Source organism: Alkalimonas cellulosilytica (assembly GCF_036325985.1).
Taxonomy (GTDB): domain Bacteria; phylum Pseudomonadota; class Gammaproteobacteria; order Enterobacterales; family Alteromonadaceae; genus Alkalimonas; species Alkalimonas cellulosilytica.
This window is the reverse complement of record NZ_JAUHLI010000026.1, coordinates 1-25628: the sequence shown is the minus strand read 5'-3', so window position 1 is coordinate 25628 and position 25628 is coordinate 1. Positions and strand designations below refer to the sequence as shown.

Genomic DNA, 25628 nt, shown 5'->3' with positions numbered 1-25628 from the left:
TCGTCTGATGGTTGACTGCTATCGTCTGATGGTTGACTGCTATCGTCTGATGGTTGACTGCTACTCATTATATTGTTTTTTATTGGTTAAGCCTTCGTTAGGTTCTGTTAACGTTACGAGGGCTCAATATGCAAAACTCTACTATTTTCCGCATTCTTACCACTTTCATCGACGTAATTCCTTGTGTACCGAATAGCATTTCCAGAAGCGATATAATCACGGCTTTACGTAGCCATGGTTATGAGGCGTCTGACACACAGATCTGGAGAGATCTAAATAATTATGCTCCATTATTTGGAGTGGTATCATTTTTTAAAGATGGCCGCTTATATTTCCAAAAAAGCCGGTTAGACAAGGTGTCAATTCCAGAGATGATGTTGTTTAGGATGTCTGTTGAAAGTGGCTATTTAGACTATTTGCCTGAGACTTGCCACCGCTACTTTCAAGAAAAACATGAGCATATCAACAAGCAAATTCAAAAGCTAAAGCTTGGTGTGAAAGAGCATAGTTTTTTTAAGTGGGAACGAAACTACACGCTCGTAAAAAAACACGAGCAGGCTGGAGTTATTGATCCCAAAATTCTAAAAGTTTTGCTCAAGTGCTTAAATGATAAAAAGATCATGAAGTGCTTAATTGATGGACCTGAAGAGGTATTTGACTACTTTGAACCAGCTTCACTCATTGAGGATAATGATGCACTTTATGTATCAGGTTCATCCAGGCGTTTTAAGGGTGAACAATATTTGTACAATGTTAAGTCAATAAAAGATGCAACAGCTGAAGCACGCGAGTCTGCGTATGACTTGTTCCTAGATGAAGAACAGTTTAATACTAGCGATGAGCCGCCCGTAAAGGGCCCTTTCAATTGATGGGTACCTACTTAGCAAGGGTTTGCATGAAAGGTAAAACTTTGCTAAATAGGGTTAAAGTGATAAGTATCGAGTGTTTGTTCGATTTGCAGACTGTGAGTTCATAGTTTGTGTTTATAATACTTTATAGATAGAGTCAGCAGAGCAATTTTCCATTGAAAAAAATAGGCTATGATTTTAAATAAAACAGAATTTTACAAACGAAAACTTGATCTGACAGTTACCAGCTTTTCACGGTGTTGTTCGAAAAAAGACTGATAAAGCCTTAACGTCAAAAATTTCCAATTATAGTAAAAATATAATTTTAAACTGCACGTGAAAATATTAAGGAGAGTCTATGCTTGGCGAAGAAGTGGTGTGTCCAAAATGCTTTTTTTGCGGTAATTTCGACTCCCTGCCAGGAAATTATTACAATGAAAGTCAGGATGAGTACAAAGCTACATTCTCTGGGACTATTGAATGTCCTTCGTGCTCACACTCTGTTGATTTTTCAGGTTGGGCTGATTTTCATGAAGGTCAAGATGCAGCGCACTTCAACGATTTCATAATGGATTTTAGTCAAAATGCAGTTGAAGAAGAACAATTTTTATCTTTAGATGAATATCTCTCGATGTACCCGGACATGACCCAGATACAGATGTTAAATAAAGGTAATGAGTTTTATATAAACAATTTGGCTCGAGAAGAAGTGCCATATTGTATTTGTGGCCATATTTCGCCTAGAGGAGAAATAAATTATTCAATATTATATACTGTGCCCAGTTGGAACCTACTAGTCAGGCTCGGGTTGCACAATTTATCTGAACTTTCGGAAGCTGAGCGTTGGCAGAAACCAATGAGTCAATTTAAGAAAAAAGCATTTTGGAATACGCTTGAGAGCCTTTCGATGAAATACTCTCTAGAAATACCTCATAAGTGGATTGCCTTTTTATCCGAATAATAGTTTTCTTCCAAAGAGAGAACCAGCACATATAGATTATTTTTAAAATACTCAGAAACTATTTTGCGGAGCTGAAATAAGGTTGCTCAATGTACCGTAGCCGCTAATAAATAAATTTAAAATTGCTCTTGTCGCCGCAACATGAAGAAGCGACCGCTCTCTATTTAGTCGCTCTTTTTCTGAGAACTCAAAACTATAATCAACTGCAGGGGTAATCATCCCATTTTTAATGGACGTTAGAAGTAGAAGGTTGTGTTAATAAAGCCTTTTTAAATTTCGGTGGTATGCCACCAATGGCTTTGTTTGGTCGTTCATTGTTGTAAAACCAGAGCCATTCTGTCGCATGATCTTGCACCTCGGCAATACTGTTAAATAAATATTGGTTTAACCATTCGTAGCGAACGGTGCGGTTGTACCGCTCCACATAAGCATTCTGCTGTGGATTGCCAGGCTGAATAAACTTCAGTTCAACATCATGTTTTTCAGCCCACTCAGCCAGTAAAGCGCTGATGTATTCCGGGCCATTGTCACTACGGATCTGCCTGGGTTTTCCTCGCCATTCAATAACGTGATTAAGTGTGCGTACAACGCGTTCAGCCGGTAGCGAGAAGTCGACTTCAATCGCCAAACCTTCACGGTTAAAATCGTCAATGATGTTCAGCAACCTGAAGCTGCGACCATCTTCAAGCTGGTCATGCATGAAGTCCATAGACCAACACTCGTTTATTGATTCAGGCACGGCCAGTGCGTCTGGTTTCTCGCGCTTTAAGCGCTTCTTAGGCTTTATCCGTAAATTAAGCTCCAGCTCCCGATAAATCCTCAACACCCGCTTGTGGTTCCAACTGAAGCGTTTCACGTTGCGTAAAAAGTAAAAACACATACCGAAGCCCCAATTGCGATGAGCCTCGGTTAGCCCCCTCTAGTCATGCCGCAAATGCCAATTCTGATTTGTGGCGTGAATACCAAAGCATGGAAGCATGCTTAAAACCAAATTCGTCAGTTAAACTTAAACCACATTCGGAGGCATTATGAGCATGACAACCGTATCAATGATTATTGCATTCTTTGCTTTTATGGCAATCGGGATGACGATACTTGCCACCTATTTTGCGGCGCTATACAAGGAAGAGCAGCGGAAAAGCCGAGCGTTGGTGTTAATGCAACGAAAACCCAAGAAGGAAAAGAAAAATGCTAAACGGTTATGAAATCGCGATGCTGTTAACGATTGCCGCTTCGTTCATTTGTATGATGTGGCTGCTGTTTCGTGCGCTTGAATTAGAAGCGGGAAAAGGGGGACCAACAAGCTGGGAAGCCAAAACACGGGAACGAATAAGCCAAATCAAACTGCATTGAAAGGATGGACTTAATGGATCTTCACCTAACTAACTTATGGACATAAATCATTTAGAGTGCCAAACTAAATTAGCAGTTTATAATTTTTTGTATAGAGGCGTGAGTTAAGGACAGCTAGCGCTATGGTGAAAACAGCGCTAGCTGAAAGGGTTGGATTAGATTAGGTTCGCAAAACGTGCTATTACGTAAAATCCAATTTTTCACATTATGCGGCTTTTACCTGCGAAGTTTTCTTTTCAGCAGCCTTGAGTGTTGAAATCAACTTGTCTGCCATCGCTTCGATGACTTTCACACAGACCGAGTTCCCGAACTGCTTATAGATTTGCCCCTGTGAAACCGCATCGACGATAAAATTTTCTGGGAATCCCTGCAGGTTGGCACATTCCCTAGGTGTCAACTTACGAGGGTTCTTGCCAAGGTGTTCTTGGTCTATAAGAATTTCTGAACCGTCTTTGTAATAACGCGCACTGATAGTATTGGTATATTCGCTGTCCGCATTGAACAGTGAAAAACCAAAGCCGTTGCCTTTGGTCTTATGCTCTTCCTTACGCTTCTTATGACCGTCCCAGAGCTTGTCTGAAATTGTGTACCTGTCTTTACCAAGCAGTTGCTTTTCTTCATCCAACACATGCTGCGGCTCCAGAATGTCACCTACACGGGTTGGCGTTTTAGGCGCTTCCGGCCATGAGAAAAGCGAATCAAAATCCACACCGCGGAAGTAATCTTTGTTAAAACCAACAATGAAAATACGTTCACGGTTTTGCGGTACGCCGAAATCAGCCGCTCTGAGTACCTTGTAGCTCACCCAGTAGTTAAGCTTTTCAGACAACGCGTGGCGAGCCTCTTCACTCATAGGGATGTCTTCAGGGATTTCTTGGTCATGTTCCCCACGCAGTATGTCGGTAATGGTTTTCAGAGTGCGCCCTTTGTCATGGCCTTTAAGCTGCTTGACGTTTTCCAGTAGGAACGCTTTAGGTTTTTTCTCAGCCAGTATTCTCTGGATCTCAAAGAACATGGTCCCGCGTGTGTCACTGAACCCCTGCTTCAGGCCAGCCTGTGAAAAGGCTTGGCAAGGGAAGCCACCTAAGAGAATGTCGTGGTCTTTGATGTCCTTAGCGTGGATCTTTGTGATATCACCGTTAGGCATCTCGCCATAGTTGGCCAGATAGGTTTTCTGAGCAAATTTGTCCCATTCAGACGTAAATACGCAATGCCCGTTTAGATTCTGAAAAGGGTATCTTATACCACCTATACCTGCAAAAAGGTCGATAAACGTGAAGTCAGCCTCTTCGATTGGTTTTTGTTTGAATGGCGCCTTTTGGAAATGCTGTTCGAGGGATGCTTCCAACGCTCTAATAGCCGTCATTTTAGCTGGGGTAGGCGCGTGTTCACCGGTTTCCCAGCCACGAATGGTTCTTTCTCCTGAAGCATTCATTCCGAGCAAATTTGCCATTTCTGAGACACCTAATCCGAGTTTTTGTCTCAGGCTTTGGATATATTGCGGTATGTCTACAATTTCGGTTGTCATACAGGTCTACTTATCCGGTTTTTTTCCAGGCAAGAAAGTAGCACTGTGTAAGCCTGCAGTCAATCAGTGCGAGATTTGTCAGAAGCGCAAATGGCTGCTGTATGTCCTGTCTTGCATCAATTTTTCCACCTGTCAGGCGGTATAGTACGGATAATTTACTCCACTTGATATTTCTGCACTAGCATCAAATATCTCTTTGGTCAGGGTGACCAGCTTTTCCCCTGTCACGTAATGCCGCAATAGGGCTAACGGATCTTGGTAATGGCAGTGTATTGGGGCGTAACTCAGCAGGCGGTTTGGAGCCGCTGCGCGTTTGCTATCCCGTTCAGCAACGAAAGCAGCTTTCAGGTTTCCCTTCACATTTCTAGGAAAAATGAAGTGGTTGGTGATGTGCTTGCTTTTGTAAAGGTGCTGTATGGTTTGCTGATAGAAAAACTGTTTAACCAAATCCGGCCAGCCTGGTGCACTTTGTGGTGAATGTGCGTCGTAATATTTGGCATCGATGATCGCTATATGTTGCGTGATAGGATCCTGCAGAACCGTGTCTGTACGTTGTCCCTTGCCTGCAACAAGCTCCATCTTGTCATCGTTTGTGAGATATGCCGGTACAGGTAATCTGTCATTCACATTAAGTTTTCCGACTAAGCATTCATCCAGCATAGCTTCCCAAAGAACATGAAACTTATGAACGCCTACCAGCAAATTTCCCCTTTCCGTGCCTTTCTCTCTTTCAATATATGCGATTAAGCTGCGGATTAAGAAGATGTCCCTTTCCGAGTAGCTCAGCTGCAACTCCTTTACGAGATGTTTTATCCAAGAAGCTGCTGTTCCGGCTGGTTTGGTCATGTTCGCCAGTTTCTGATCCACTACGCTGGTTCGTCCCAGCCACAGTATGCCGTAGTCTACCAACAACTCCCTCATGACTGATGCATGTATCCATGTCGTCAAACAGTCGGTGCTGTAATGTGTCCGAGTTGTTGCAAGATCTAGATAAACTGGCCCGCCTGTGCTGGGATAAGCTGTACTGCGGGCGATGGTTCTCGTCCAACTGGTCTTGCCATTGTTGGTCGTTCGCACGCGTGCACGACGAACGTAAAGACCACTGGCCAAATAGTCCTCTATGAGTCCCACAGCAAGGGAAAGCGACTCGCCACCGACGACCATCTTTCCATGATCATTGACTCGTATTCCGCTATCTCGCGTTCGGTAGAACCTAACAATGGCGCGCAGCAGGTAGTAGGCCGCACGATCTGCCGGCTCAGGCGAACCAGCATGGTTGCGTGGCAAAAATACAATAAACTTGCAGCCAACCCTAAGCAGACCACAGAAATATATTCTCCCGCTATCAGGATCTACCAACCTATGCTCATTCAGTACTTCCGTCACACCATCCGGAATATCTGCATGGTTCACATGCATGCGGTCCGAAAGATACAGAATGTCAGTCGACTGCATCTTGATCCGTTCCGCTATCTGATGCCAAGCTTTCCGCTGCTGAGTCAGCTCTCTCCCCAACTTTCGCAAGAGCTTCTTCAATATGCAGCGAGAAAACCGGCTTCCCCTCCTTGAAGGCAGCAGACAACGCGCCATAGGTTTTGTAAACATTAGAAAAGATGCGCTCGTGCCCATGATGTCTAAGAACATCATCCCACAGGTAAATGAATAGCTTGCCCTCCAGTGCGGACATAGCCGCTCTTTGGTCCTCAAGTTCTTTGGCACTTAGAAAGAAAGGCCCGAGCAGCCGGTCTTCAGCAACATCGCATTCTACCAGTGCAGCATTAATACACTTGGCAAATTTCGGCCAAGTGAGAGTAACTTCACCGCTAGTTGTTGCAAGCGTGAGCGCGATCTGAGGAACGCCTTCGACGCTAAAATCGATTGGTAAGTACTCGAAGCGCCAGCGCCGCTTAAATGCGGTATCAAGTGGCATAACGGCTTGATCACTGCTGTTCATGGTGGCAAGAAGCGATAGATTGGCCGGTATCCGAAGCACTTCCAGCGAAGGAAAGCCTTTATCTTTAAGCAGATGGTTGATATAACCAAGCATGTCAGGGTCGGCAGTGCGGATGCTGTATGTGCTCCCCCCGTCAGGGTTTCGGTCCAGCAACTGAAACAGTTCGCCGAAAACTGCCGCAGCAGAGGCGCGGTTGATTTCCTCGATAACCAGAGTGACTTTCCGGTCAGGGTTAATCAGGGCATGGACCAGCGCATCGGTAAAAGGCCCTGCTCTGAATCGGTAGACAACACAACCACTTTCGGTAACAGGCTTCAGGGAACCGACAAAATCGGAATGCTGGGTATCCGGATGGAAAACAGTCACGAATTTGTCGGTTTCGTAAGAGCATACCTGATGTACCTTGTAGCTCTTTCCGGTGCCTGGTGCTCCGTAGAAGATGCTATTAGTGCCGCCGGTGATAGGTGGCCCTTTCATGCAATCGCGCTTGTCCGACTCGACGTAATACTTGCCGCCCCTCCGCCGGACGCACATGCCAGGCCAGAGCTCCGCAATCTTTGCTGATACAGTGTCAAACATATTGAGTCCCAGCAGGCCCTTCCGCACGAAAACGTACTTATTGCAACTCTCTAAATAATGAACAGGGGTCGAAATGTAATTGTCGTTACTGGGTTCTGGTGTTGGTCTCAACAAGAAGACATCGGCAATGTCTCCCCAGCTTACTGGTTCGTTTTCCTGAAGCTCATCCAACTTCCCATCCCAGCCAAGGGTGGACATCACTCGGAGCATTAGCTCGTCGCCGTCATCAGTCCGAAACAGCCAAGGAATCGCATCGTTGTAATATTTCTGAATATGAAGAAAAATCTCTTCATATTCAGAAATGGATAAAAGCAGATCAGCCAGCGTGCCAGAGCTAGCATTGGGTACGGGAATAGCAGCCAGCAAGATCGAGCTAAAAAAATCAGAAAATGTTCGGTGGGAATCATTATCTTTGTAGAATTCTTTAGCATTAAGCCGAGCCGAATCGTTTCCAAAAATTTCGAAAAATCGTTCTTGGCTGTAGCAATCAAGTTTACTGATTGCTACAGATTTTCGATCTTTACTGCTCAACACTTTGATGACGTCTCTCTTGGATTTAACTTCATTGCTCAGCGCTATGAGTACCCTTTCGTAGCTTTTTAGTAGTGTAAGCAGAGGGCGCAGCTTTAATGCATAGACAAAGTACTGTCCAGGAATGTAACAGCTATTCTTGCTCCTGCCAATGAGCTCAACTTTTGCCGAGTGATCTAATACGGTGATTGTTCGGTTGGGCTGGTTCAGGTCGGAAAGTTTATTCTTCGTTTTGGTATCGAAAACGATCTCTTTAAAGTCCCAAGCCTCGCTAGGCTCGTTCTGGAACCATTCTCCCACCATTTTAAGTTCGGAAAGCATATTATCTGACACCTGCTAAGTCTGTGCGGTCATTTTTTATCCAAAGCTCCCTGGAAAGGGCTTGCCGCATGTTCTCGATGAACTTCTTGTTCTGGTCGGAAAACTGTGAGTTCTCGAACTGAGCAAGGAAGAACAGTAGCTCGGCCAGTGCGGGAGACTGCTCTTGGGACAGCTTTCTGATCAGGGGGTGCTTGTTATTGATCGTGACGTAATGGTCATCTTCATAGCCTGGTTCCCACAACGAGCCATCGATAGTGGCTGCAAAGCGGATGTCAAGATTTGTAGGGATCGACGTAATCACGCTGATCTTCTGCAATCTGTTACCTTTGCCGGAAAACAACAAGCGGAAGTCCAGCAAGGCATTGAAGATAATGGCAAGGGCATCGCTAAAGCCTGAACGGTAGATGTTGTACCGGTCGGCGATGATGTTACCGAACATGTCGGTATTATCCTGTCCAATGGCATTACAGCCCGCAAACCGCTCGACCAGCTCCCTGACAGGATTTGGCATGAATAGGCGGGCATACTTTTTCCCCTGATGGAGCAAAGCAGCTGTAACTCGGTCACGAGAAAATTCGAATTCCGGAACGCCAAGTATTTCCGCTGCCTCGTAAACCATTCGGACAATCCTGCAGCTATCTGGCAGCTCAGCCGCCACCCAGCTTGACAACTCGGCGTAATGCTCTTTGAGCTTGTCCGTCGGCAGATCGCTCACGGGATGCCTCAGCTGTTCATCAAATGTCCTAGCTTTACTGAATGCCAGGGTGCTGGCAGCAAGCTGGTAGATATAGTCGGTCACAATCTGGTCTGACTCATCGAAAATTCGGTTGAACAGGTCGATCGGAAGAGGGATCCTGTTCTGCCAGAAAATCAGGCCATCAACACGGTAAGCCCTGTTCCGATCGTTAAGGTAGCGTTTGAAGTCGGCAAGGTCGTACTGGTAACTCATTCGACGTCCTCCTTCGGATCGGGCAGTTCAAGACTCAAATAGCGCAGAGTCTCGCTGACTTTGTGCCGGAATCCTTTCAGTGTGTGCTGATTGGCTTCAGAGTATTCTCCGTGCTCTGCGTTGGCCAAGCTCCATAACAGCATATCTAGGGCCTTGACGGCCTCGTCACTGTATTTGCAGACGTTATACATCTTAGCAAAGTAGGGGTGAGACCTGCCCAGAGTGACGCAGGTATTGCCCACCGTATCACACGAAGGTTCCCAAAGGCTGTCCCCTGAAAGTGAGTCTTCTTCATGAACGCGGACTGTCCTGTCACCATAAACTCGTATATCAGGGAGCGGCACGGGCTGCGGCTGATTCTGGTTACGGATAGTCACCAACTCACCGTTTACCTTGATTTCGGCATTCTTAGTATGGCCATCTTGCTTGCCGATTGCGTTGTTCGCTGGGTCATGTCGCGGTATACCTGTATCCGAACCTTTGCTGTCTTTGCGTTTTGATTGTGCACTTAGAAGCGCCTGTCGCCATGGTGCGATTAGGCTTTGCAGCTCTTTACGCACATCAATTGGGATGATGACGCGGCTTTTGCGGAAATCGATGCTGAAGACGTCATCAAGTTCGTGAGTAAAATCCAGTACTACTCGCAGTCGGGTAATCTTGCTTTCTTTTTGGTACATGCGGTGCGGCCAGCCATCATGCCAAATCAGCCGGCCTTCTCGGTAGATATAAAAACCTTGGTTGTCCAGACCGTATCGGACGGCAGCCTGCTCTTCGGCGTTAAGATCATTCTGCGAGGGAATCAAGCTTCCTTTGATGGTAAATCCATGCTGTTTATCATCGAGCAATACGTGAACAGCTTTTTCTTTCAGCAATTGAGGGCGAGCATTGCTAGCTGTGACTAGGCCAGCACACAATGGGTCCCACCCTTTCAGCTGGATAACGGGCTCGTCGATAATCTTGATGTAGATTGCTACCTCACCGGCTGCAAGGAACTTGAAAAAAACGGCACTCAGCTCGTCTTTCAGTTCTTTCCCCAGTGCTTTGATCTGCTTGACGACCTGTTTGTCGCTGCCTTGTTTGACCAACCGGTCGATCTTTTCCCAAATAATCATGGTACCGGCATCACCGGCAAACGCTTCAAGTGATTCGAAGTCCTCGTAATAGTCATCGTGGTCTGGCGTTTCCAGCTCCCACTTGTCTTTCTCGCAAATGGTGTCCAGATCCCAACTGCGACCAGCGTTGGAGCCCTCCTTGCGCGACAGGACTACGAGGCGACGGCAGAAAGCTGTCGAGGCAGTTTTCAAGCCCATGCCAAACTTTCCAAGCGATTTCGGGTTAGGACGCTTGTCGGAGCCATAGCGCATGGCATTTTTCAGCTCGGGATCCGTCATGCCTTCACCGTTATCGGTAATCATGACCCTGAATTCTCCCATCAGGTATTGTAGTTCAATAGAGATCTTAGTGGCGTTGGCGGCAATCGAGTTGTCGACTATGTCGGCAAAGGCAGCTTTTTCGCTGTAACCGGTGTCTCGCAGGCTTTCTACCAGCCTGGCAGCAGAAGGGCGGAAGTCTTCTTCTTGTAGGTCCATGATTGTCATTTCGTGAGTGATTCCAGGTAGTCCAGCATGAGCTGTTTATCGGTTTCCTTGTTTCCGGTGACGGTTACGACCTGCTCGCTTAAGGTTTGCTTCAGTCGTAGCCGTTCATCGATCATTTCTTCGATGGTGTTCGCATAATACAGATAGTGCACACTGACCACCGATTGCTGTCCATTACGCCAGGCGCGAGCTGTTGCCTGCTCTTCAAGGGCAGGGTTCCATTGCCGGCAATAGTGAATGACATGCGTGGCAGCTGTGATGTTCAGCCCCATGCCAGCAGTCTTCGGGTGCAGTAGCAAAACTGAAAAGCCGGCAGAAGATGAGAAATCGTCGATAAGGGACTGCCGTTTTTCATTTGGCGTGCGCCCGTCGATGACACCGGCTTTTGTGCCGTATTTTTCGCGGATGGCCGAGTGGACCAAGTCAATTACTTTCTGAAATGTGGCAAAGATGATCACTTTTTCACCGGATGCAGCGATGTTATCGAGCGTCATTAGAAGTAGTTCAAACTTTGCACTATAGGCTGCCAATGATTTTACGTCGCGAGGTATCGCTGCATCAAGCAGCGCTGGGTGCGCCGTGTACTGCTGCAGCTTGTTGATGAGCGGCAGGATGCCGCCGCCACCTTTTGCGGCATCCTGAAGTATTGCGTCAATTAGAGCATCGTAATTTCTGCGTTCTTGCGCGCCTGCCGTAATCGCAGTGTGGATATCGATTTTTTCTGGCAGCTGCCCCAATACATCCTTTTTCATCCGTCTCAGAGTAATCTGCTGCAGACTCTGTTCCAGCTCATCAAGATTGGACTTGAGCGTGTAAGTTATGTTTCGATGAACGTACCGTGACCGGAAGTCCTGTTCGTTGCCTAAATAGTTGGGGAACACTAGATCGCAAAGTGCCCATGCATCCATCAGACTATTTTCGACTGGCGTGCCGCTCATAGCAACGGATGCGAAGGCATCAAGCCGTCTTGCGGCGAGTGATCTACCAGAGCTGGGATTCTTTAGCATACTAGCTTCATCGTAGAGTACGAGATCAAAAGCCAACTCTTCCAGCATCGCAATGTCGGAAGCCAAGGTGGTGTAGGGAGTCAAAATGATGTTTTGCTTTTCTAGCAAAGAACTCAATCCCTCCCTGTGCGAACCGTAGTGCAAATATGGGTGTAGCTCTGGGGCAAAAAAACGGAATTCTCTTAACCAGTTGTCCAGCAAGGGGTTAGGAACAACGATAAGGATGTGTCCGTTTGGGTTATCCTGCAGAACGTTACAACACAAAGCGATAACCTGCGCGGTCTTACCTAAGCCCATGTCGTCAGCAAGGAGAGTACCTATGCCATTTCTGGCGCAGAATGTCAGCCACTCGACACCAAACTGCTGGTAAGGATAGAGCTCGCGCACAAAAAACTTCCTGTGCGTCCAGTTCTTTTGCTTTTTGACCCTAAAGCGGTCTATGAGTGTCGCTGGAATTTCGCTGATCAGACCTTCTCTGCGTAATTCTCTTAGAAGCCTAAGCAAACGAGGCAATTCCAGTTCGTTAGCAGCTTCAATCAAATGATGACGCAGGCGGTCGCTGACGAAAAAGACTTTTTTGTTGTCGATGATGAAATAGCCATATTCTACCAATGTCTTCAATTGGCAGGGGGCAAGTTGAGTGTCCCTGAAATGTAGAGTAAAACATGGGGTCACATCAGGGTTGAAGTTGAACCTCAGCTCCGCAGGTCGACGCGAAACGGTCAATTCGATGTCATTGCCATCCATCACGACGCTGAACCTAGCAAGCTTGAATAGCTGTTCAGGCGCCAATGGATGTCCGTTGGCGAGGATCTCACCGTCGAGAATCGTGTAAGCCATTCTGTATCCTACTACTGAGATTGTCCCTATTTAAATCATGCGATACGATAGTCGATCTCAGCTTATCGACACAAATTCTTGTAGCATATTCAAAGGATTTAAAGTTGCTATGTTTCACTTGAAGTATCCCCACAAATGGGCTAGTTAAAACAAAAAGTTAGGCGAGAAGGGAACATTCATGGCCGTTCACGATCTGATCGTTCGCCAAAACTAAACCAAGCCACTAACAACCATGAATGCAAAAACTATGCTCGCTCATTTTCTCTCTTTTGTCACCCCTGCACGGATGCATAAGACCAGATTTTCATCACTACTTTCGGCAACACAAAGCTTGCTGCAGCATCAGCGCTGTACGGTTACCGCCATTGGCCGGGGCATAGACAGCGATACCTGCGAAAAACACAGCATCAAACGGGCAGACCGACTGCTTAGCAACAACAAACTCCTGGCTGAAATGCCTTGCATCTACGCATTGATGACCAGAGCCATTCTGGCAAACAGCAAGCACCCTATCATCCTGGTGGACTGGAGCAATGCCGATACCAAGAAGTAGAACCACATATTAAGAGCCAGTCTTGCCTTGGAAGGCCGCTCACTGACCTTGCTGCAAATGGTCACATCCACCGATGATTACAACAGTCCACGTGTGCACAGCCAGTTCCTGAAGCGCCTGAAACTCATGCTTCCTGTCGACTGCAAGCCTGTTATTGTCACCGATGCAGGCTTTAAAGTCCCGTGGTTCAAAGCAGTGCGCAAGAGCGGTTGGCACTTCATCGGCCGGGTTCGCGGCAATCAGCATGTGAAATTGCCGGAACACGATGAATTTATCAGTGTGCAGGAGCTGTACAAAAAAGCCCGCTGCAATCCGAATCACCTGGGGCGCATTGAGCTCACCAAAGCCAAGTGCTATCAAGCTCAGGCGGTGCTGGTCGGCACCGGCTGGAAACTCAGGAAACGGGATAAAAGCGCAAATACAAAGAGCCCTGGCTGCTGGTGTCGTCCCTGCCAAAGTGCCTAAACTATGCCAATAAAATCGCAACTTGCTACGGCAAACGCATGCAAATCGAAGCCAGCTTCCGGGACCAGAAAAGCGGCACCTATGGGCTGGGCAGCAATGCGCATGGCACCACGGAGCCAACGCGTTTGGCGCTCCTGATTTTACTGGCCGCTCTGGCGAACTGGCTGCATTACATGCTGGGAGTTGCTACAGAGATGGCGGGCCTACACCGGCAGTTTCAGGCCAATACGGTGCGAAACAGGCGGGTGCTATCCTTCAATTATCTGGGCATGCAGCAATGCAAGTTCGAGCGGCTCAGGCTAAGTGCTGCACAGATAGCCGCTGCCATAGAGCAAATCATGCTCTGGGTTGGTGAGCTGGATTGGGCGGTGATCAAATTGGAAAAGAGCTGATACTATGGGCTTTAAATTTGTGGGGATCCCTCAGAAAGCCTAGTTCCTCCAAAACTCACCAAAGCTCACTTCAATTAGGAATGAACTCCGAACTCGAGTCGGGTGATCAGCTTTAAAACTGCCAGTGTGTCTGCACTGGTCTGAATCATGTCGATCGGTTTCTTTTGTCCAAGCGCAGGGATTGATGATTGCATCCACCGGACAGCGGAATTTCTGTCACCTTTAAACAAACCTGTGGCTCGGTTTGTCATTTCTATAAGTCGGTAAATGCGATCGCTTTCTTCTCGGTTGAAGCGTCCCTGTTTTCGCCGGCGGGCCAGTGTCGTGCTGACTATACCAAGGGCGTTGCCAACAGCAGCGCAGCTCAGACCAAGAATGTCTGCTGTATGGGACAACAACCCAACACGAAAACCCGAGTTCACAATCGCCCGAATTTTGGCATCTTCATTTGGCAGTTTCAGCTCTGCCCAAATGTCCGTAGGCGTATCAGCTGGAACGAATTTTCGAATTGCAGTCATGCGTTTTCCTGACGATGATTCTCTACCGCATAGCATTGGCATCATACCAAGCGAGCGCAACTATCACGGATTTTTTAACCAGTTCGATCATGGCACTTGATAAGCCAGCCTGTTGGAGCAGCATGGCTTCATAAACTTTGCATTAAATATAGGCAACAAAACTCCCTATGGGAACCGTCAAGTTATTTGACCCTGGGCAGATCACGCCAGTTTGTTGTGTAAGCCGGTGACAGCAACTCACGCTTCATACTCCATTCCTGCTTGACCCCTTGGCTGGCAAACCAGATGGTTTTACCAAATTTGGTATTGAGGTTGTCCATCAACTGCATCAGCTTCTGATCGGACTCTTTTTGCATGAGTGGCTCATCGAAAAGGCCTGGCTGATAAACGCCTGGATCATAAAAGTCAGCCAGCATTACTCCGGCCTTGGCATAGAGGTAGCCGTTTACCCACAGCGCATCCAACAGCTGGGTGGCTTTTGCCAGAAAGACGCGGGTGTCTGCACTTGGTGCATCCAGCGCTACGCTCTTACTGGCACTGTAGGGCGCGTCTTTGTCGCTGAAGGGACTGGTTCGAAGAAAGACAGTCAGGTGCTTTGCCTCTTGCTGCTCTTTTCGAAGCTTTTGACAGGCTCGGCTGATGTACTCGCTGATTGCTTCATGCATCTGTTGCTTGTCGGTAATGCGCTCGCCAAAGGCGCGGCTTGAAACGATTTGTTTTTTGGTGGGCGCTACTTCTTCCAAATCGATGCAGGACTCGCCATTGAGCTCTCGCACCGTGCGCTCCACCACAACAGAAAAGTGCTGCCGGATAAACTTTGGGTCTGCATCTGCCAGTTGCAAGGCGGTATCGATGCCAAGCTGCTGCAACCGTTTGGTCAGTTTGCCGCCAATCCCCCAAACCTCATGCACCGGCAGCAAGCCCAGCAGTTTGCGCTGACGGACCTTGCTGGTTAAATCCACCACACCACCGGTTTTTTGCCAGGTTTTGGCGGCATGGTTGGCCAGTTTAGCCAGGGTTTTACTGGGGGCAATACCAACGCAGACCGTCATCCCTGTCCATTTTTGAATGGTGTGCCGGACGGTCAAGCCAAACTCGGTGAGGTCCTGACAGTGCGCTACCCCGGTTAAATCCAAAAAGGCCTCGTCGATGGAGTACACTTCAACCCGTGGGGCCAATTGCTCCAGAGTGTTCATCACCCGCTGCGACATATCGGCGTAAAGCGCATAGTTTGATGAGAAAGCCATGACGCCATGCTTTTGCATCAAGTCCCGCACCTGAAATAGCGGCACGCCCATTTTTATGCCGAGCTTCTTGGCTTCTTTCGAGCGGGCCACCACACAACCGTCGTTGTTGGACAGCACCACCACCGGGGTAGTGGCCAAGTCTGGCCGAAACAGCTTTTCACAGCTGGCGTAAAAGTTATTGCAATCGACCAGGGCAAAGACATGGGATGCCATGTTAGCGCTTCATCTGACGAACCACGCTGGTGACCACCCCAAAGATGTTCAGCTCATCGCCTGAGCGCAAGCGAATGGGCTGATAGGCTGGATTTTTTGGATTCAGTTGCAGGTAGGGTTTGGTGCACAGCTCTTTGACCGTGAACTCGCCACTGACTTCTGCTACTACGATGTCACCATGCACGGCATCGATGGAGCGGTCGACCACCAACACATCGTTGGAATGAATGCCGGCATCAATCATCGAGTCGCCCTCAACACGTACGAAGAAGGTGGCGTTCGGGTGTTGAATGCACAGCTCATTCAAGTCCAGCATGCGCTCGACATAGTCTTGAGCCGGAGATGGGAAGCCTGCTGCTACCCGACAACTAAAGAAAGGAAGCTCTACTGGCTTGCCAACAAGTGCAGTGCCGATGAATTGCGCCGTCATAGTCTTTACCGTTATACATGTACATATATACAGTATAAGCGTATTCTCGATTGTTGGGTAGGTCATTGGTTTTGTCCAAGCATTTATTGCCAAACCTATGCTCTTTGGCTACATTTCATTTAACTTTAATCTACAGGAATATGTGAGCATGGAATCACGCCAAGTCAATGAAAAGGAGTTCATGGAGCAGCTTGAACGATGGCGGCAAACAGGCCGTGGTCTTGTTCATTTGCCAAAAATTGATAGTTTCAATGAGCAGCTTTGCATTTCACTGGTCAGTATCGATAACACGATTGTGTTTAGGCTTAATCGGTCATTTGCCAGTTATCAGGACGTTCTATCCTGGTATGGCAGCAAACTTGATGCAATGTAGTGCAACGATAACCTGAGTAAACTGCACTTGAGTAAGGTATAAAAATGAAGCTACATCCAGTCAACCTCAAGCACGTCTGCAAAGCAGTTCACGCCGTACCTCAACATCTTCTGAGAGCAATGGCATTTGCAGCGTTTCTCGTAAGCTCAATAGCCTATGCACAGCACTGTCTGCATGGTTGCCCGCTTGGCGCCGCAGGACAAATCATAGAGCGAGAAATCTATACCCTTCAAAACAACGCAGAAACAAAATTTTCGGATTGGGTGGCCTACCGTGTCACGGCTGCAACCATCGACGGGCCATCAAGGAGTCGGAATTGGCGACAGGATCCCGATATTCATCCTTCGCAGACGATGTCTCCACAGGATTACACCAGAGCCAATGCAGTCTTGGGAACCGATCGGGGGCATCAGGTGCCACTGGCGTCCTTTAGCAATACTGAACACTGGGCAACTACCAACTACCTATCGAACATTACACCACAAGCAGCGGCGCTGAATCAGGGGCCATGGGCACGGTTAGAGGACGCTGTCAGACGACTTGCACGAGCAGGTCATGAGGTTTACGTTGTCACCGGTCCTCTGTATGAGTGGCATTTCGGTACCCTGCCAGAGAGCGATAAAAGGCACACCATTCCATCCGGTTACTTCAAGGTGGTGGCCCTGATTGGTGACGAGCACCCACTTGTTTCATCGTTTGTTATGGAGCAAAGTATCGCCCGAGGCGAAAACTTTTGTCATTTCGAGGTGACAACTCTGTCCGTTGAGCATCGAACTGGCCTTGATGTGATGCCCGAGCTGCCACCAGGGGTGTCGCATGCATTATTTCGCGAGCTAAGGATGCTATCACCGAAGTTGGGCTGTTCATCGATATGACTTATCAACTTTTACAAGTAACAAATTTTCCATATGAGGTCATATATGTTTTTTAAGAAAAAGAAACCTACGGCAGAGCTTGCGAATGAAGAGTTTATTTTTGAGCGGGTCGCTAACGAGATGAAAGCAGGCGTTCGCAGAGAGGGGCTATGGGTGAAGGCAATAGCAAACTCAAAGGATGAGTATGGCGCGAAATCGTTATATATTCAATATGTTGCCGATGTGATGAGGCAAGATCTTGCGGGGCAGCTTGCTGAAATGGAAAGAGCAGACGCGCTGAAACGAAAGCAAGAAGAGGAAGCTCAATATCAAAGAGAGCAAGAAGAGAAAGAGCGAATCAAGAAGCTAAAAAAACACTTAAAACATACAGGCGCTAAATACGTAAGTAAGTAAAAAATTTCAAAATTGAACGACCAACAATAATCCAATGTGGCAAGTCAGCATGATTGAACCTATCACCATCAGGGCTAATCATAATGTAACGAAGAAAGTCGCGTTCGGGCGCTGAATGCACAGCTCATTCAAGTCCAGCATGCGCTCGACATAATCTTGAGCCGGGGAGGGGAAGCGTGCCGGTACTTTTTGCAAGAATAGCGGTATCACTAGGCGGGTGCCCACGCAGGCTTCGGCCAGATAAGTGGCAGTCATGATTCTCTCTGCATAAAATAACTGTTTATTTGTACAGTGCGTCGCTAGAATTGGATTTTGTCAGCGTTTGACCGGCGTATGTGTATGCAAAGTGGACAGATAAAAGTCCGGACCACTGTTCAGAGCTGTTGCCAGCACTTAACATGGTTACACTCATAACGCAGTAATAGGAGGAAGTGTGATGGTGAATCTCCTTTTAATATTAGGCACAGCAATTCTTGTGTCAGCTGGCATGCTTTTATATCGCGTTTACCGCTTTGCTAAACAACAAGATCATCAGTGTCCTGAGTGGGGGATTCAATATAGTGCGGGGCACGGCCGCCCTCCCAAAAATGACGCGCCATGAAAAGTTAATAAAAGGTTATTTTTTACCCATCTTCATCTCTCCAAACAATTCTAGGCAAATGTACTGAAAAACAGCTTTGTGCTCGTTTAGTGAGTATGTCTGTACCTATAGTGGGTATATTTGACGTTTTTTTTTATTTGGCATGCCATTTTCGATACCTCTGATTGTCATCTGACGTTCTAAAAAAGCATATTGTATCGACTATTCCAAAATTTAGGGGTAGCTGCAATGACTGAAATTTCGTTACATAAAATACACATGCTCCCATTTGATGTGCCTGCTGATATCAATCTGCAAATGCATCGGCTCGTTAAAATTTTATCAACGCAAAAAATGGATTCGTTGTGGCGTTACCTAGAGCACGGTCGTGCTCTAAAATTTAAACGGAAAATTTATGCTCTCGATAATTTTCTGCTTTTATCAGTGCTAGCAGTCCAATTTCCAAACCAAAAAATCACTGTTTTAGAAATCCCCGTCAAAACTGAGACAGAGTTAAAACAACGTGTCCTACAGGCCCTGATATTCGATAGCCTGTGCGCGATAAAAAAAACGATCATCCCGCATTATGAACGCATTTGGAGTAGGTCGCTCGAAATCGAAAAATTCCTCCATACGGCTGTTTGGGCAGACATTTTGAGCGTGCATCGTTCGACCCTGTATCTCAAATCCAAACATTATCCCTCTAAACAGACAGAGGCTGTAAATCTCAGTGCGTTCCTGCATGAGATCCCATTGCCGAAAACGCAGGGGAAAACTCGTGATGAATCCTGAGATTTCGCATTTTTTTGATATCCCTGAGGATTTTCCATTCGGGCTGGCGGTATCGCGTTTACGACGGGGAATTTTCTATCTGATCCAGATTTCGACGTGCTCAGGATCGGAGCTCGATCACATGAAACAGATGCATAGCGTCCTTCAGGGGATACAAACACCACCTCAACAGGCTAGAGAGCGGAATGATCTTTATAATTATCTGAAAAACAATCCATTTCTAGCAACATTGCTGCAAATCGGTGAGCCGCATTCCAGCCCTTACGTTGATGACACAAATAACAGGACTATTTGTCTGTTAATGCACGTGTTTGATTGCCGTGGAGCGGCAGATTACCCCGCATATTTAGCATTCAGAAAAACAGTCATCGAATCAAGCCTCGAGCTGCACACTCTTCCAGCGCTGCTTGATTTAACCTCGTTAGAAATTCAGGTGAGGATGCGACGAGCAGACAATCGACATCCGGAGTTAAAACGGCTGCACCCATTTTTGACGCCTTTGGTAACGCGCAATCAGAGAGAGTGCAGGGGGCGTATGGATAATCAGCACAGGGAATTGATTGATAACAACGAGACCACTACGTCGATGTACGCGCTGCAGTTGACAGATGAAAATGCAGAGACGTCTAACGAAATTATCGGATGTGACAGCAAAATTTTGTTAACGACTGAGCAGCAGCGCCGTCAGTTTCAACGGCGTTTGAACGGTGCACAGCGAGCCTATTATGCACATGAATCTGCTGTTATTGCTGGGATCCATACAGCGCTACCTGAAGAGTTTCGTGTTTTTCTGCAACAGGCAGCCCCATTTTTGTTGACTGGGGAAATGTCGAAAATTCCACCTGAAACGTCGTATAGCCTACTGATCCTGTTTTTGGCATTGTTCGGTATTTCGGAGCCCGAAAACCTTACACTGATTAATAAGCGGTCTCAAATCACAATTGGGATGGACAGCCTGGGCGCCTGTCTTGTCTATGAATTACGTCTGGATGCTCGATTTCTCACTGCTAAACTAGAATTGCCAGCCAATTTAATCAAAACAGCCTCTCCACAAACACGAGATCCTAGAATTCATCATACGGCCGAGGAGCGTCTATCGCTCACCGTGCCATACCCCGCAACGTACCTGCTAAATGCTCTGATACGGGTTACTCCCCCTAAACGGCGCCATTTAAACCGACTCTCAGAGCTAGGATCTTTTGATTACAGGGCCTGGTTGAATGATTGTTTGAGGCGCTCCGGCCTGCATATTAAAGGGCTGACGAAAAAGGCTCTCGAGCGTTCCTTTCAGCAGTTTGCTCGTGAACAAGTCCCAGAGACCTATTTCAGATTTTTGTCAGGCCAGCCCTGCGTGCAGAGCCACTATGTATCTGTTGCAATATCAACACTGTCTGAAACGATTACCGCGGCATGGCGTAGGTTCTGCGTTCAGGTGGGGATCCACTGGAAAAATGCCAATGTTTTCGAATCCGGTGAACGGGTTGTTATCCATCCTTATCACACGGAGGTAGGCTCGAAAAGAGCGTTGCGTCCTGAGATTTACAACGCGATTTTTCATCGACTGGTAAATGATTTTGGCGTCCGCACTGATGATTGTCTGAATCAAATCGCATTTTATCTATACCTCAGAGTCGCCAGCACGGTCGGCCTGAGGCCTACAAAAATTCCATTTCCAACGGTGGACAATATGCACTGGGAATTGGGGATTTTCACCGTGGCAGATAAACGTGTTCGATCCAAAAATGAACTCAGGCTAATCATTCTGCCACTCAATCTGGTTGAGTTAATTTCACTGTGGCGACGCTGTGCTCAGGATTTTTCAATCTCTAAAAATGTTGCTGAGCCTAGTCATCTATTGATGAGCTGGGATGAATCCTGGGTGCATTTTGACAGGGCGTTGGCTAATAAAAAATTAGCCGAACTAACCAACGACAACATTGTAAATCATAGCCTTAGGCACACTGCTGCTCAACGGTACATTCAAGGGGTGCCGGAGTTCAAACAGCCATTGTTGGACATGCTGCTCAATCACAGCCGGGCAGGCGTCAGTGTTTTTCATCGATATGCGCAGGCATCACCTAGGGAGCTGATTCGTTTACAGCAATCGCTGCTCGAAAGGGTTGATGATGAGTTTGCGTCATTTGATGCGGCCATTCATAAACGTTTAACGCAACTCGTGGGAGCAAAAAATGCAGTTAGCTGAACTACTGGTGAGCGCGCTTGCTGCTGAGGAGCGCACGGTTAGAGCGCAAATTCCATTCGCGATCCATGTATTAGAGAGCCTCCATCTATTTAGAGCCGGACGAGTGCCAGTTCGATTGCTGGTCGATAACGCATCAGCTGTGTACGACAGTGCATCGACAGAGCACGAATTACATGTCCTGCAGCGTAGCCTCTGGGTGTTGTATGAACATTACGCAGTCGAACAAACGAATATACTGCCCCCACCACAATATTTGCCGGTCAGGCAGTCCCCCCCCTTTTGGAGTTGTGATAACCCGCCATTATCACTGTGTGAGCAGGTGATTGATGCGGCACAGCAAGGGGTTTCGCATCACGATGAGTCAGTGAGATTGCCTGCTATGTTACTGCTGTTAGCGAGGAGCGCCTCTGTTATTCAGTTCGCCACGTTAAAAACGTTGTTGCTGTCGGATTCAATTACAGTACTAAAAAACAGTGGCCGAGCTGTTTTTCAAAACGATAAACATTTGATTTTTTTAGATGCCATGGGGCTGTTACTGCTCAGGCGGTTACAGACCTCATCCAGCCTAAAAAAATTTTTACGTAACCCAGCAAATTTTTTCGAAAAATGGGCTTATAGCAACTCGCTGATGGAATATCGGGGAAACTGGAGAGCGCTATTAACTGCGGCAGTTTTTTTAGATTCACCCATGTATAGCCAGACGCTGAGCCCACTCTCAAAGCAGCTCCCATTGCCTTTAGTCTTGCTGGCTCTAGCGGGAGTTCGCCCGATAAATGCCATACAGCCTGCGCCACTAAAAAAGCGCTCAAAAACCATCATTGAGCATGCGGATAACCAGAATGAAATTCTGTCAAAAATTGCATTTAATTCAGTAGATTACGACTTAGGCGCTCTAGCGCAGTTGAATTTTATTCTGACAAAATTTGAGAATGATGAGCCGAAGGGGCTGAGAAATTCGTCGGCATTCAATGAAGCCAGGTTTTCGCTGCAAACTCTTGAGTCATACTGCCGCAAAAGTTGCAGCTCGATAGTCTATTTAATAGTTTTTTATTGCAAAAATCTCTTTCTGACAGGATCAGCTTGGAAAGAGAATCTGGCAGCATCAACGGTCAAAAACTATGCCTCTGCATTAAAAATATTTGCTCGGGATGCCTGGTCGGATAATGCTCTGATAGAGGCGGCTCAGTCATCTGAGACAAAACAGTTTGTTCTGACAGAGCAGGTTATCGAGGCGTTTGAAAACATTACTGCGCCGGACAGGCAAAACACCGTGTCAAATTTTTGCAAGTTTTTGGTACAGCGGTCGAGGTTGAAATTTTTTGATACAGCCTTGTTGGACTACCTCGGAGCTGCGGCCAGCAGTACCCGTTTACACTATATCCCACTCCAACTATTTGACACTGCAATGACAGAATTTTTGGCCTCAAGCGCAGCTCCAGAGAAACAGCAAATTTACTGGTTTATGCAGCTTTGCTATTACCTGGGCCTGCGCTACACAGAAGCCGCGCATCTGCATTTTGACGATATTACTCCCGAATGGATTTATGTTTCACGGCGTGAGCGCAGGAAGAGTCACTGCGCAGTCAGGCGAGTTTCAACCGCGTTTATGCCTGAATGTGTTTGCGAATCGTTTTTACAATGGGTAGACAGCAAAAGGGCAGGCGGAGATTATTTATTTGATGAGTACGTACTCGATTTTTCACTGACGCAGGCGTTGCAGGTTGTTCGTGATCTCAGCGGTATTGCTGATTTCGTTGTTCACTCCCTGCGCCATTGTGCAGCGAACAATATGCTGTGGATAATTTCTATACTAGTTAATCAGCGACTTGACTGGCGTCAGCGCTACTATTTTTGTCGGTCACCTTTGTTTGACAACCATAACCTGAGTCGCATTCGCCATTTGTTCGAGAGCTTAGGGCGAGAGGTTTCTCCGATAATACCCGTCATGGAGTTTGTTGCATCGCAACTGGGACATTCATCTCCAGCAATTACAGCAAGTTCCTATTGGCATCTGTTGTATTTGTTGAGTTGGGAGCAGAGTCATCTGCGTACGCAAACTCCCGACAGGAGGTTGGTGCTGCAGCTGCTACCTGAAAATAATTATCGATATGCAGTTTGGCCAAAAAATGCGCAATACGACGAGATGAAATTATTTTCTCATGTGTGTCGGGGTTGGAATTCCGTTCAAGATATCGGATATCAGGAGGATGCACCAGATAAAAAAACAGTTAGCACTCGGCTGAATTTTTCTGAATTTATACGACTTTTGGTTGAATATTGCACACTACCATGTCCTTCCATTGACGAGCGTTTGCAGAGGTACTTTTATCAACATTGCAGGGATTATGACGCCTCCCTCATCAAATCCGTGATTAACCAGCCTGCATTTTTGCGTCTGCTGGAGCGGATAAATCAGATCGTTTGGACTGAGCCCAATAAAAATTCTGTTTTAGCCACAGCACGCATTATCAGCAATACCACAATTACCGATATTCGTTCTCTAAAACGCGTCCTACGCACTCTAAACCTGCTCGGTTATCAGGGGAACAATTTAATCATCAGATGCACATTGGTCGAGGATGTTCCTCAATCATGGTTAGACGCGTTGGATGCATTCAAATTTTCAGTGAATTTTAAAGAAGGGGGAAAAAAATTGGAGTTGGAGCTGCCATTTATTAGAAAAAAATCGAAAAAGTCACTTATGTTTTTGAACGTGTTAATGCTGCTTGTCCATTTCTTAAAATACCATCAGGAATAATCATGAACAACATTTTTTATATTCGTAGAAATCTGTTGGGTAACTACATCAGGGTTGTACCAAAAACATTCCATTGTGACCCTGGTATATCTACCTGTACCGAGCTGTTATTACAAATCGAACCTGGTGGTAAAGAATTACTAATACGCACTCGTTCAGATATCACGCCGATTCAGGCTGCAGTAACCATTGAATTGACCGCTAGATTTGACGAGGGTTTGGCTCAAACAATTTCGTTTTTGGAATTAGGTCGGGTCCTGCGGTATTTGCCTAGTAGTGAATTTATAGGGTTTGAGGTTTTAGTAAATAATCTCCGGATTTTTAGTGCAAACCAAATCAGTATTTTAGATGAAGAGCCTGAGTTTGCAATTATATCAGAAAACTATAAATACGAATTCAAAAGTTCAGAGCCAGAAACGCTACTGAACTATTTTAAAATGCCTGAATATTTCGAGTCGGAAACAGAAATAAATTTAAAGCAGCGACATGGAGGAGTAATAAAAAACACTTTTAAAATTGCACAGGAAAATCACCATTTGGAAAGCACCGTTTTTTTGCTTAAACAGACAGAGCATGGACTATTTATCGAACTACAGTCAGAGGAAGTTTTCGCTAGTTTTTGTTTGTCAACGCAGCCCTCAGGTGAGGATTTTAAATCCTTGATGAGTTTTGAAGATTTCAAGGCCTTTAAAAATATTGTAGGTGCTATGCTTTCGGCCAGAATTGATGCAGTTAGGCTTTATCCTTCAGTTGATAAAATGATTCTATGCCAAAACACAATAATGGCAACGATTGCATGTATTGGGCTCGAAAAAACATTTTTACCTCCAGCTATTTCGCAATCTCAAGAGGGGTGGATTCAAGAATGTCCCGACAAATTACGACACATGCTGGTTCGCTTGGGGATCAGCTCAAAAAAAATCGATGATGTGGTAAAGCTCACAGTTTGTGATAATAAATTGTCTGCCTTTATTGATATTGAGGCTATGGCGGCAGAGCGTGAGTTGCAAATTGATTCTAGTGTAGTTCAACGCCAGGGCCCGGTATTTGAAGTCAAGAGGAAATCACTGTTAGCGGCTCTTCAGGCATTTCCGATTGGGCAGTATGTGAGAATATTTGGGATTTTGACTGAGGGGGAAAATATTACTATTCGGTCAACAGTGAGTGAGGATTTTGTTTTATTGGCAAAAATGAGGAATGTCTCAAGTTGAAAATTAATCTGCTCTGAGCCGGGACTGGGCTGTGGCCGTTCACGATTTTTTCCTATGAAGTTTGTGTCTTCAAACTCACGCTGCATATCTGAATGTGTTAAATTCAATCTCAATAGGGAGGCTGTATGAACAATACGACAATTATCTCACTGGTTA

The 25628-nt window shown here is 46.4% G+C and carries 20 protein-coding genes and 3 pseudogenes; 12 read left to right on the top strand and 11 right to left on the bottom strand.

Going from position 1 to position 25628, the window contains the following annotated elements; genetic code table 11:
* The first annotated feature begins 128 nt into the window (after nucleotides 1–128).
* Both QWY20_RS17500 and QWY20_RS17495 read left to right on the top strand, forming a co-directional pair.
* Complete coding sequence (locus QWY20_RS17500) at nucleotides 129–869, top strand: hypothetical protein (RefSeq protein ID WP_330130295.1); 741 nt, start codon at nucleotides 129–131, stop codon at nucleotides 867–869.
* Nucleotides 870–1206: 337 nt separating this feature from the next.
* The gene (locus tag QWY20_RS17495) at nucleotides 1207–1809 is read left to right on the top strand and encodes a hypothetical protein (protein ID WP_330130294.1); all 603 of its coding nucleotides are present in this window, start codon (nucleotides 1207–1209) and stop codon (nucleotides 1807–1809) included.
* A gap of 226 nt (nucleotides 1810–2035) precedes the next feature.
* Here QWY20_RS17495 and QWY20_RS17490 read toward each other — a convergent pair.
* A pseudogene (locus tag QWY20_RS17490) lies at nucleotides 2036–2722 on the bottom strand (IS3 family transposase); the annotation flags it as partial.
* Nucleotides 2723–2837: 115 nt separating this feature from the next.
* Between QWY20_RS17490 and QWY20_RS17485 the strand changes: the two are divergent.
* Nucleotides 2838–3014: a hypothetical protein gene (locus tag QWY20_RS17485; RefSeq protein ID WP_330130293.1), complete on the top strand. Its 177-nt coding sequence runs from the start codon at nucleotides 2838–2840 to the stop codon at nucleotides 3012–3014.
* The gene (locus QWY20_RS17480; RefSeq protein WP_330130292.1) at nucleotides 2998–3162 is read left to right on the top strand and encodes a hypothetical protein; all 165 of its coding nucleotides are present in this window, start codon (nucleotides 2998–3000) and stop codon (nucleotides 3160–3162) included. The genes QWY20_RS17485 and QWY20_RS17480 overlap by 17 nt, the downstream gene beginning before the upstream one ends.
* 205 nt (nucleotides 3163–3367) lie before the next feature.
* On the opposite strand, the gene dcm is transcribed toward QWY20_RS17480, so the two are convergent.
* From dcm to QWY20_RS17450, 6 genes are all read right to left on the bottom strand, one after another.
* A complete protein-coding gene (dcm, locus tag QWY20_RS17475) occupies nucleotides 3368–4690 on the bottom strand; it encodes a DNA (cytosine-5-)-methyltransferase (RefSeq protein WP_330130291.1) in 1323 nt (440 codons plus the stop codon).
* Between the two features lie 132 nt (nucleotides 4691–4822).
* Complete coding sequence (locus QWY20_RS17470) at nucleotides 4823–6145, bottom strand: LlaJI family restriction endonuclease (protein ID WP_330130290.1); 1323 nt, start codon at nucleotides 6143–6145, stop codon at nucleotides 4823–4825.
* Nucleotides 6132–8075: an AAA family ATPase gene (locus QWY20_RS17465; RefSeq protein WP_330130289.1), complete on the bottom strand. Its 1944-nt coding sequence runs from the start codon at nucleotides 8073–8075 to the stop codon at nucleotides 6132–6134. Before QWY20_RS17465 ends, QWY20_RS17470 begins: the two co-directional genes overlap by 14 nt.
* Nucleotide 8076: 1 nt before the next feature.
* Nucleotides 8077–9024 carry a hypothetical protein gene (locus QWY20_RS17460; protein WP_330130288.1) on the bottom strand — a complete coding sequence of 316 codons (948 nt, stop codon included), beginning with the start codon at nucleotides 9022–9024 and terminating at the stop codon, nucleotides 8077–8079.
* Nucleotides 9021–10622 carry an ATP-binding protein gene (locus QWY20_RS17455; protein ID WP_330130287.1) on the bottom strand — a complete coding sequence of 534 codons (1602 nt, stop codon included), beginning with the start codon at nucleotides 10620–10622 and terminating at the stop codon, nucleotides 9021–9023. The genes QWY20_RS17460 and QWY20_RS17455 overlap by 4 nt, the downstream gene beginning before the upstream one ends.
* The gene (locus tag QWY20_RS17450) at nucleotides 10619–12469 is read right to left on the bottom strand and encodes a DEAD/DEAH box helicase (RefSeq protein WP_330130286.1); all 1851 of its coding nucleotides are present in this window, start codon (nucleotides 12467–12469) and stop codon (nucleotides 10619–10621) included. The genes QWY20_RS17455 and QWY20_RS17450 overlap by 4 nt, the downstream gene beginning before the upstream one ends.
* 232 nt (nucleotides 12470–12701) lie before the next feature.
* Here QWY20_RS17450 and QWY20_RS17445 point away from each other — a divergent pair.
* Nucleotides 12702–13879: pseudogene (locus tag QWY20_RS17445) on the top strand (IS4 family transposase).
* Nucleotides 13880–13953: 74 nt separating this feature from the next.
* On the opposite strand, the gene parS reads toward QWY20_RS17445, so the two are convergent.
* From parS to umuD, 3 genes are all read right to left on the bottom strand, one after another.
* Entirely contained in the window at nucleotides 13954–14397 is a 444-nt protein-coding gene (parS, locus tag QWY20_RS17440) for a type II RES/Xre toxin-antitoxin system antitoxin (RefSeq protein ID WP_330130285.1), read from the bottom strand.
* Nucleotides 14398–14579: 182 nt separating this feature from the next.
* Entirely contained in the window at nucleotides 14580–15857 is a 1278-nt protein-coding gene (gene umuC, locus QWY20_RS17435) for a translesion error-prone DNA polymerase V subunit UmuC (RefSeq protein ID WP_330130284.1), read from the bottom strand.
* Nucleotide 15858: 1 nt separating this feature from the next.
* On the bottom strand, nucleotides 15859–16287 hold the full coding sequence (gene umuD / locus QWY20_RS17430; protein ID WP_330130283.1) for a translesion error-prone DNA polymerase V autoproteolytic subunit: 429 nt from the start codon (nucleotides 16285–16287) through the stop codon (nucleotides 15859–15861).
* Between the two features lie 148 nt (nucleotides 16288–16435).
* On the opposite strand from umuD, the gene QWY20_RS17425 reads away from it, so the two are divergent.
* From QWY20_RS17425 to QWY20_RS17415, 3 genes are all read left to right on the top strand, one after another.
* Nucleotides 16436–16660, top strand: coding sequence for a hypothetical protein (locus QWY20_RS17425; protein ID WP_330130282.1), 225 nt, complete (start codon nucleotides 16436–16438; stop codon nucleotides 16658–16660).
* Nucleotides 16661–16779: 119 nt separating this feature from the next.
* On the top strand, nucleotides 16780–17535 hold the full coding sequence (locus QWY20_RS17420; protein ID WP_407935442.1) for a DNA/RNA non-specific endonuclease: 756 nt from the start codon (nucleotides 16780–16782) through the stop codon (nucleotides 17533–17535).
* Nucleotides 17536–17580: 45 nt separating this feature from the next.
* Nucleotides 17581–17928 (top strand): hypothetical protein, encoded by a 348-nt coding sequence (locus tag QWY20_RS17415; protein ID WP_330130280.1) that lies wholly within the window; start codon nucleotides 17581–17583, stop codon nucleotides 17926–17928.
* 87 nt (nucleotides 17929–18015) lie between these two features.
* On the opposite strand, the pseudogene QWY20_RS17410 reads toward QWY20_RS17415, so the two are convergent.
* A pseudogene (locus QWY20_RS17410) lies at nucleotides 18016–18183 on the bottom strand (UV protection and mutation protein); the annotation flags it as partial.
* 574 nt (nucleotides 18184–18757) lie between these two features.
* Here QWY20_RS17410 and QWY20_RS17405 point away from each other — a divergent pair.
* The 4 genes from QWY20_RS17405 to QWY20_RS17390 are packed head-to-tail and all read left to right on the top strand — an operon-like array spanning nucleotide 18758 to nucleotide 25472.
* On the top strand, nucleotides 18758–19300 hold the full coding sequence (locus QWY20_RS17405; protein ID WP_330130279.1) for a hypothetical protein: 543 nt from the start codon (nucleotides 18758–18760) through the stop codon (nucleotides 19298–19300).
* A complete protein-coding gene (locus QWY20_RS17400; protein ID WP_330130278.1) occupies nucleotides 19290–21503 on the top strand; it encodes a site-specific integrase in 2214 nt (737 codons plus the stop codon). The genes QWY20_RS17405 and QWY20_RS17400 overlap by 11 nt, the downstream gene beginning before the upstream one ends.
* The gene (locus QWY20_RS17395; RefSeq protein WP_330130277.1) at nucleotides 21490–24261 is read left to right on the top strand and encodes a hypothetical protein; all 2772 of its coding nucleotides are present in this window, start codon (nucleotides 21490–21492) and stop codon (nucleotides 24259–24261) included. The genes QWY20_RS17400 and QWY20_RS17395 overlap by 14 nt, the downstream gene beginning before the upstream one ends.
* Nucleotides 24262–24263: 2 nt before the next feature.
* On the top strand, nucleotides 24264–25472 hold the full coding sequence (locus QWY20_RS17390) for a hypothetical protein (protein ID WP_330130276.1): 1209 nt from the start codon (nucleotides 24264–24266) through the stop codon (nucleotides 25470–25472).
* Nucleotides 25473–25628 lie beyond the last annotated feature (156 nt).

What these genes read in the sequence shown, in the direction of transcription:
- QWY20_RS17500 (WP_330130295.1), top strand. Translation starts at nt 129, where the DNA reads ATGCAAAACTCTACTATTTTCCGCATTCTTACCACTTTCATCGACGTA.
- QWY20_RS17495 (WP_330130294.1), top strand. Translation starts at nt 1,207, where the DNA reads ATGCTTGGCGAAGAAGTGGTGTGTCCAAAATGCTTTTTTTGCGGTAAT.
- QWY20_RS17485 (WP_330130293.1), top strand. Translation starts at nt 2,838, where the DNA reads ATGAGCATGACAACCGTATCAATGATTATTGCATTCTTTGCTTTTATG.
- QWY20_RS17480 (WP_330130292.1), top strand. Translation starts at nt 2,998, where the DNA reads ATGCTAAACGGTTATGAAATCGCGATGCTGTTAACGATTGCCGCTTCG.
- dcm (WP_330130291.1), bottom strand. Translation starts at nt 4,690, where the DNA reads ATGACAACCGAAATTGTAGACATACCGCAATATATCCAAAGCCTGAGA.
- QWY20_RS17470 (WP_330130290.1), bottom strand. Translation starts at nt 6,145, where the DNA reads ATGCAGTCGACTGACATTCTGTATCTTTCGGACCGCATGCATGTGAAC.
- QWY20_RS17465 (WP_330130289.1), bottom strand. Translation starts at nt 8,075, where the DNA reads ATGCTTTCCGAACTTAAAATGGTGGGAGAATGGTTCCAGAACGAGCCT.
- QWY20_RS17460 (WP_330130288.1), bottom strand. Translation starts at nt 9,024, where the DNA reads ATGAGTTACCAGTACGACCTTGCCGACTTCAAACGCTACCTTAACGAT.
- QWY20_RS17455 (WP_330130287.1), bottom strand. Translation starts at nt 10,622, where the DNA reads ATGACAATCATGGACCTACAAGAAGAAGACTTCCGCCCTTCTGCTGCC.
- QWY20_RS17450 (WP_330130286.1), bottom strand. Translation starts at nt 12,469, where the DNA reads ATGGCTTACACGATTCTCGACGGTGAGATCCTCGCCAACGGACATCCA.
- parS (WP_330130285.1), bottom strand. Translation starts at nt 14,397, where the DNA reads ATGACTGCAATTCGAAAATTCGTTCCAGCTGATACGCCTACGGACATT.
- umuC (WP_330130284.1), bottom strand. Translation starts at nt 15,857, where the DNA reads ATGGCATCCCATGTCTTTGCCCTGGTCGATTGCAATAACTTTTACGCC.
- umuD (WP_330130283.1), bottom strand. Translation starts at nt 16,287, where the DNA reads ATGACGGCGCAATTCATCGGCACTGCACTTGTTGGCAAGCCAGTAGAG.
- QWY20_RS17425 (WP_330130282.1), top strand. Translation starts at nt 16,436, where the DNA reads ATGGAATCACGCCAAGTCAATGAAAAGGAGTTCATGGAGCAGCTTGAA.
- QWY20_RS17420 (WP_407935442.1), top strand. Translation starts at nt 16,780, where the DNA reads ATGGCATTTGCAGCGTTTCTCGTAAGCTCAATAGCCTATGCACAGCAC.
- QWY20_RS17415 (WP_330130280.1), top strand. Translation starts at nt 17,581, where the DNA reads ATGTTTTTTAAGAAAAAGAAACCTACGGCAGAGCTTGCGAATGAAGAG.
- QWY20_RS17405 (WP_330130279.1), top strand. Translation starts at nt 18,758, where the DNA reads ATGACTGAAATTTCGTTACATAAAATACACATGCTCCCATTTGATGTG.
- QWY20_RS17400 (WP_330130278.1), top strand. Translation starts at nt 19,290, where the DNA reads ATGAATCCTGAGATTTCGCATTTTTTTGATATCCCTGAGGATTTTCCA.
- QWY20_RS17395 (WP_330130277.1), top strand. Translation starts at nt 21,490, where the DNA reads ATGCAGTTAGCTGAACTACTGGTGAGCGCGCTTGCTGCTGAGGAGCGC.
- QWY20_RS17390 (WP_330130276.1), top strand. Translation starts at nt 24,264, where the DNA reads ATGAACAACATTTTTTATATTCGTAGAAATCTGTTGGGTAACTACATC.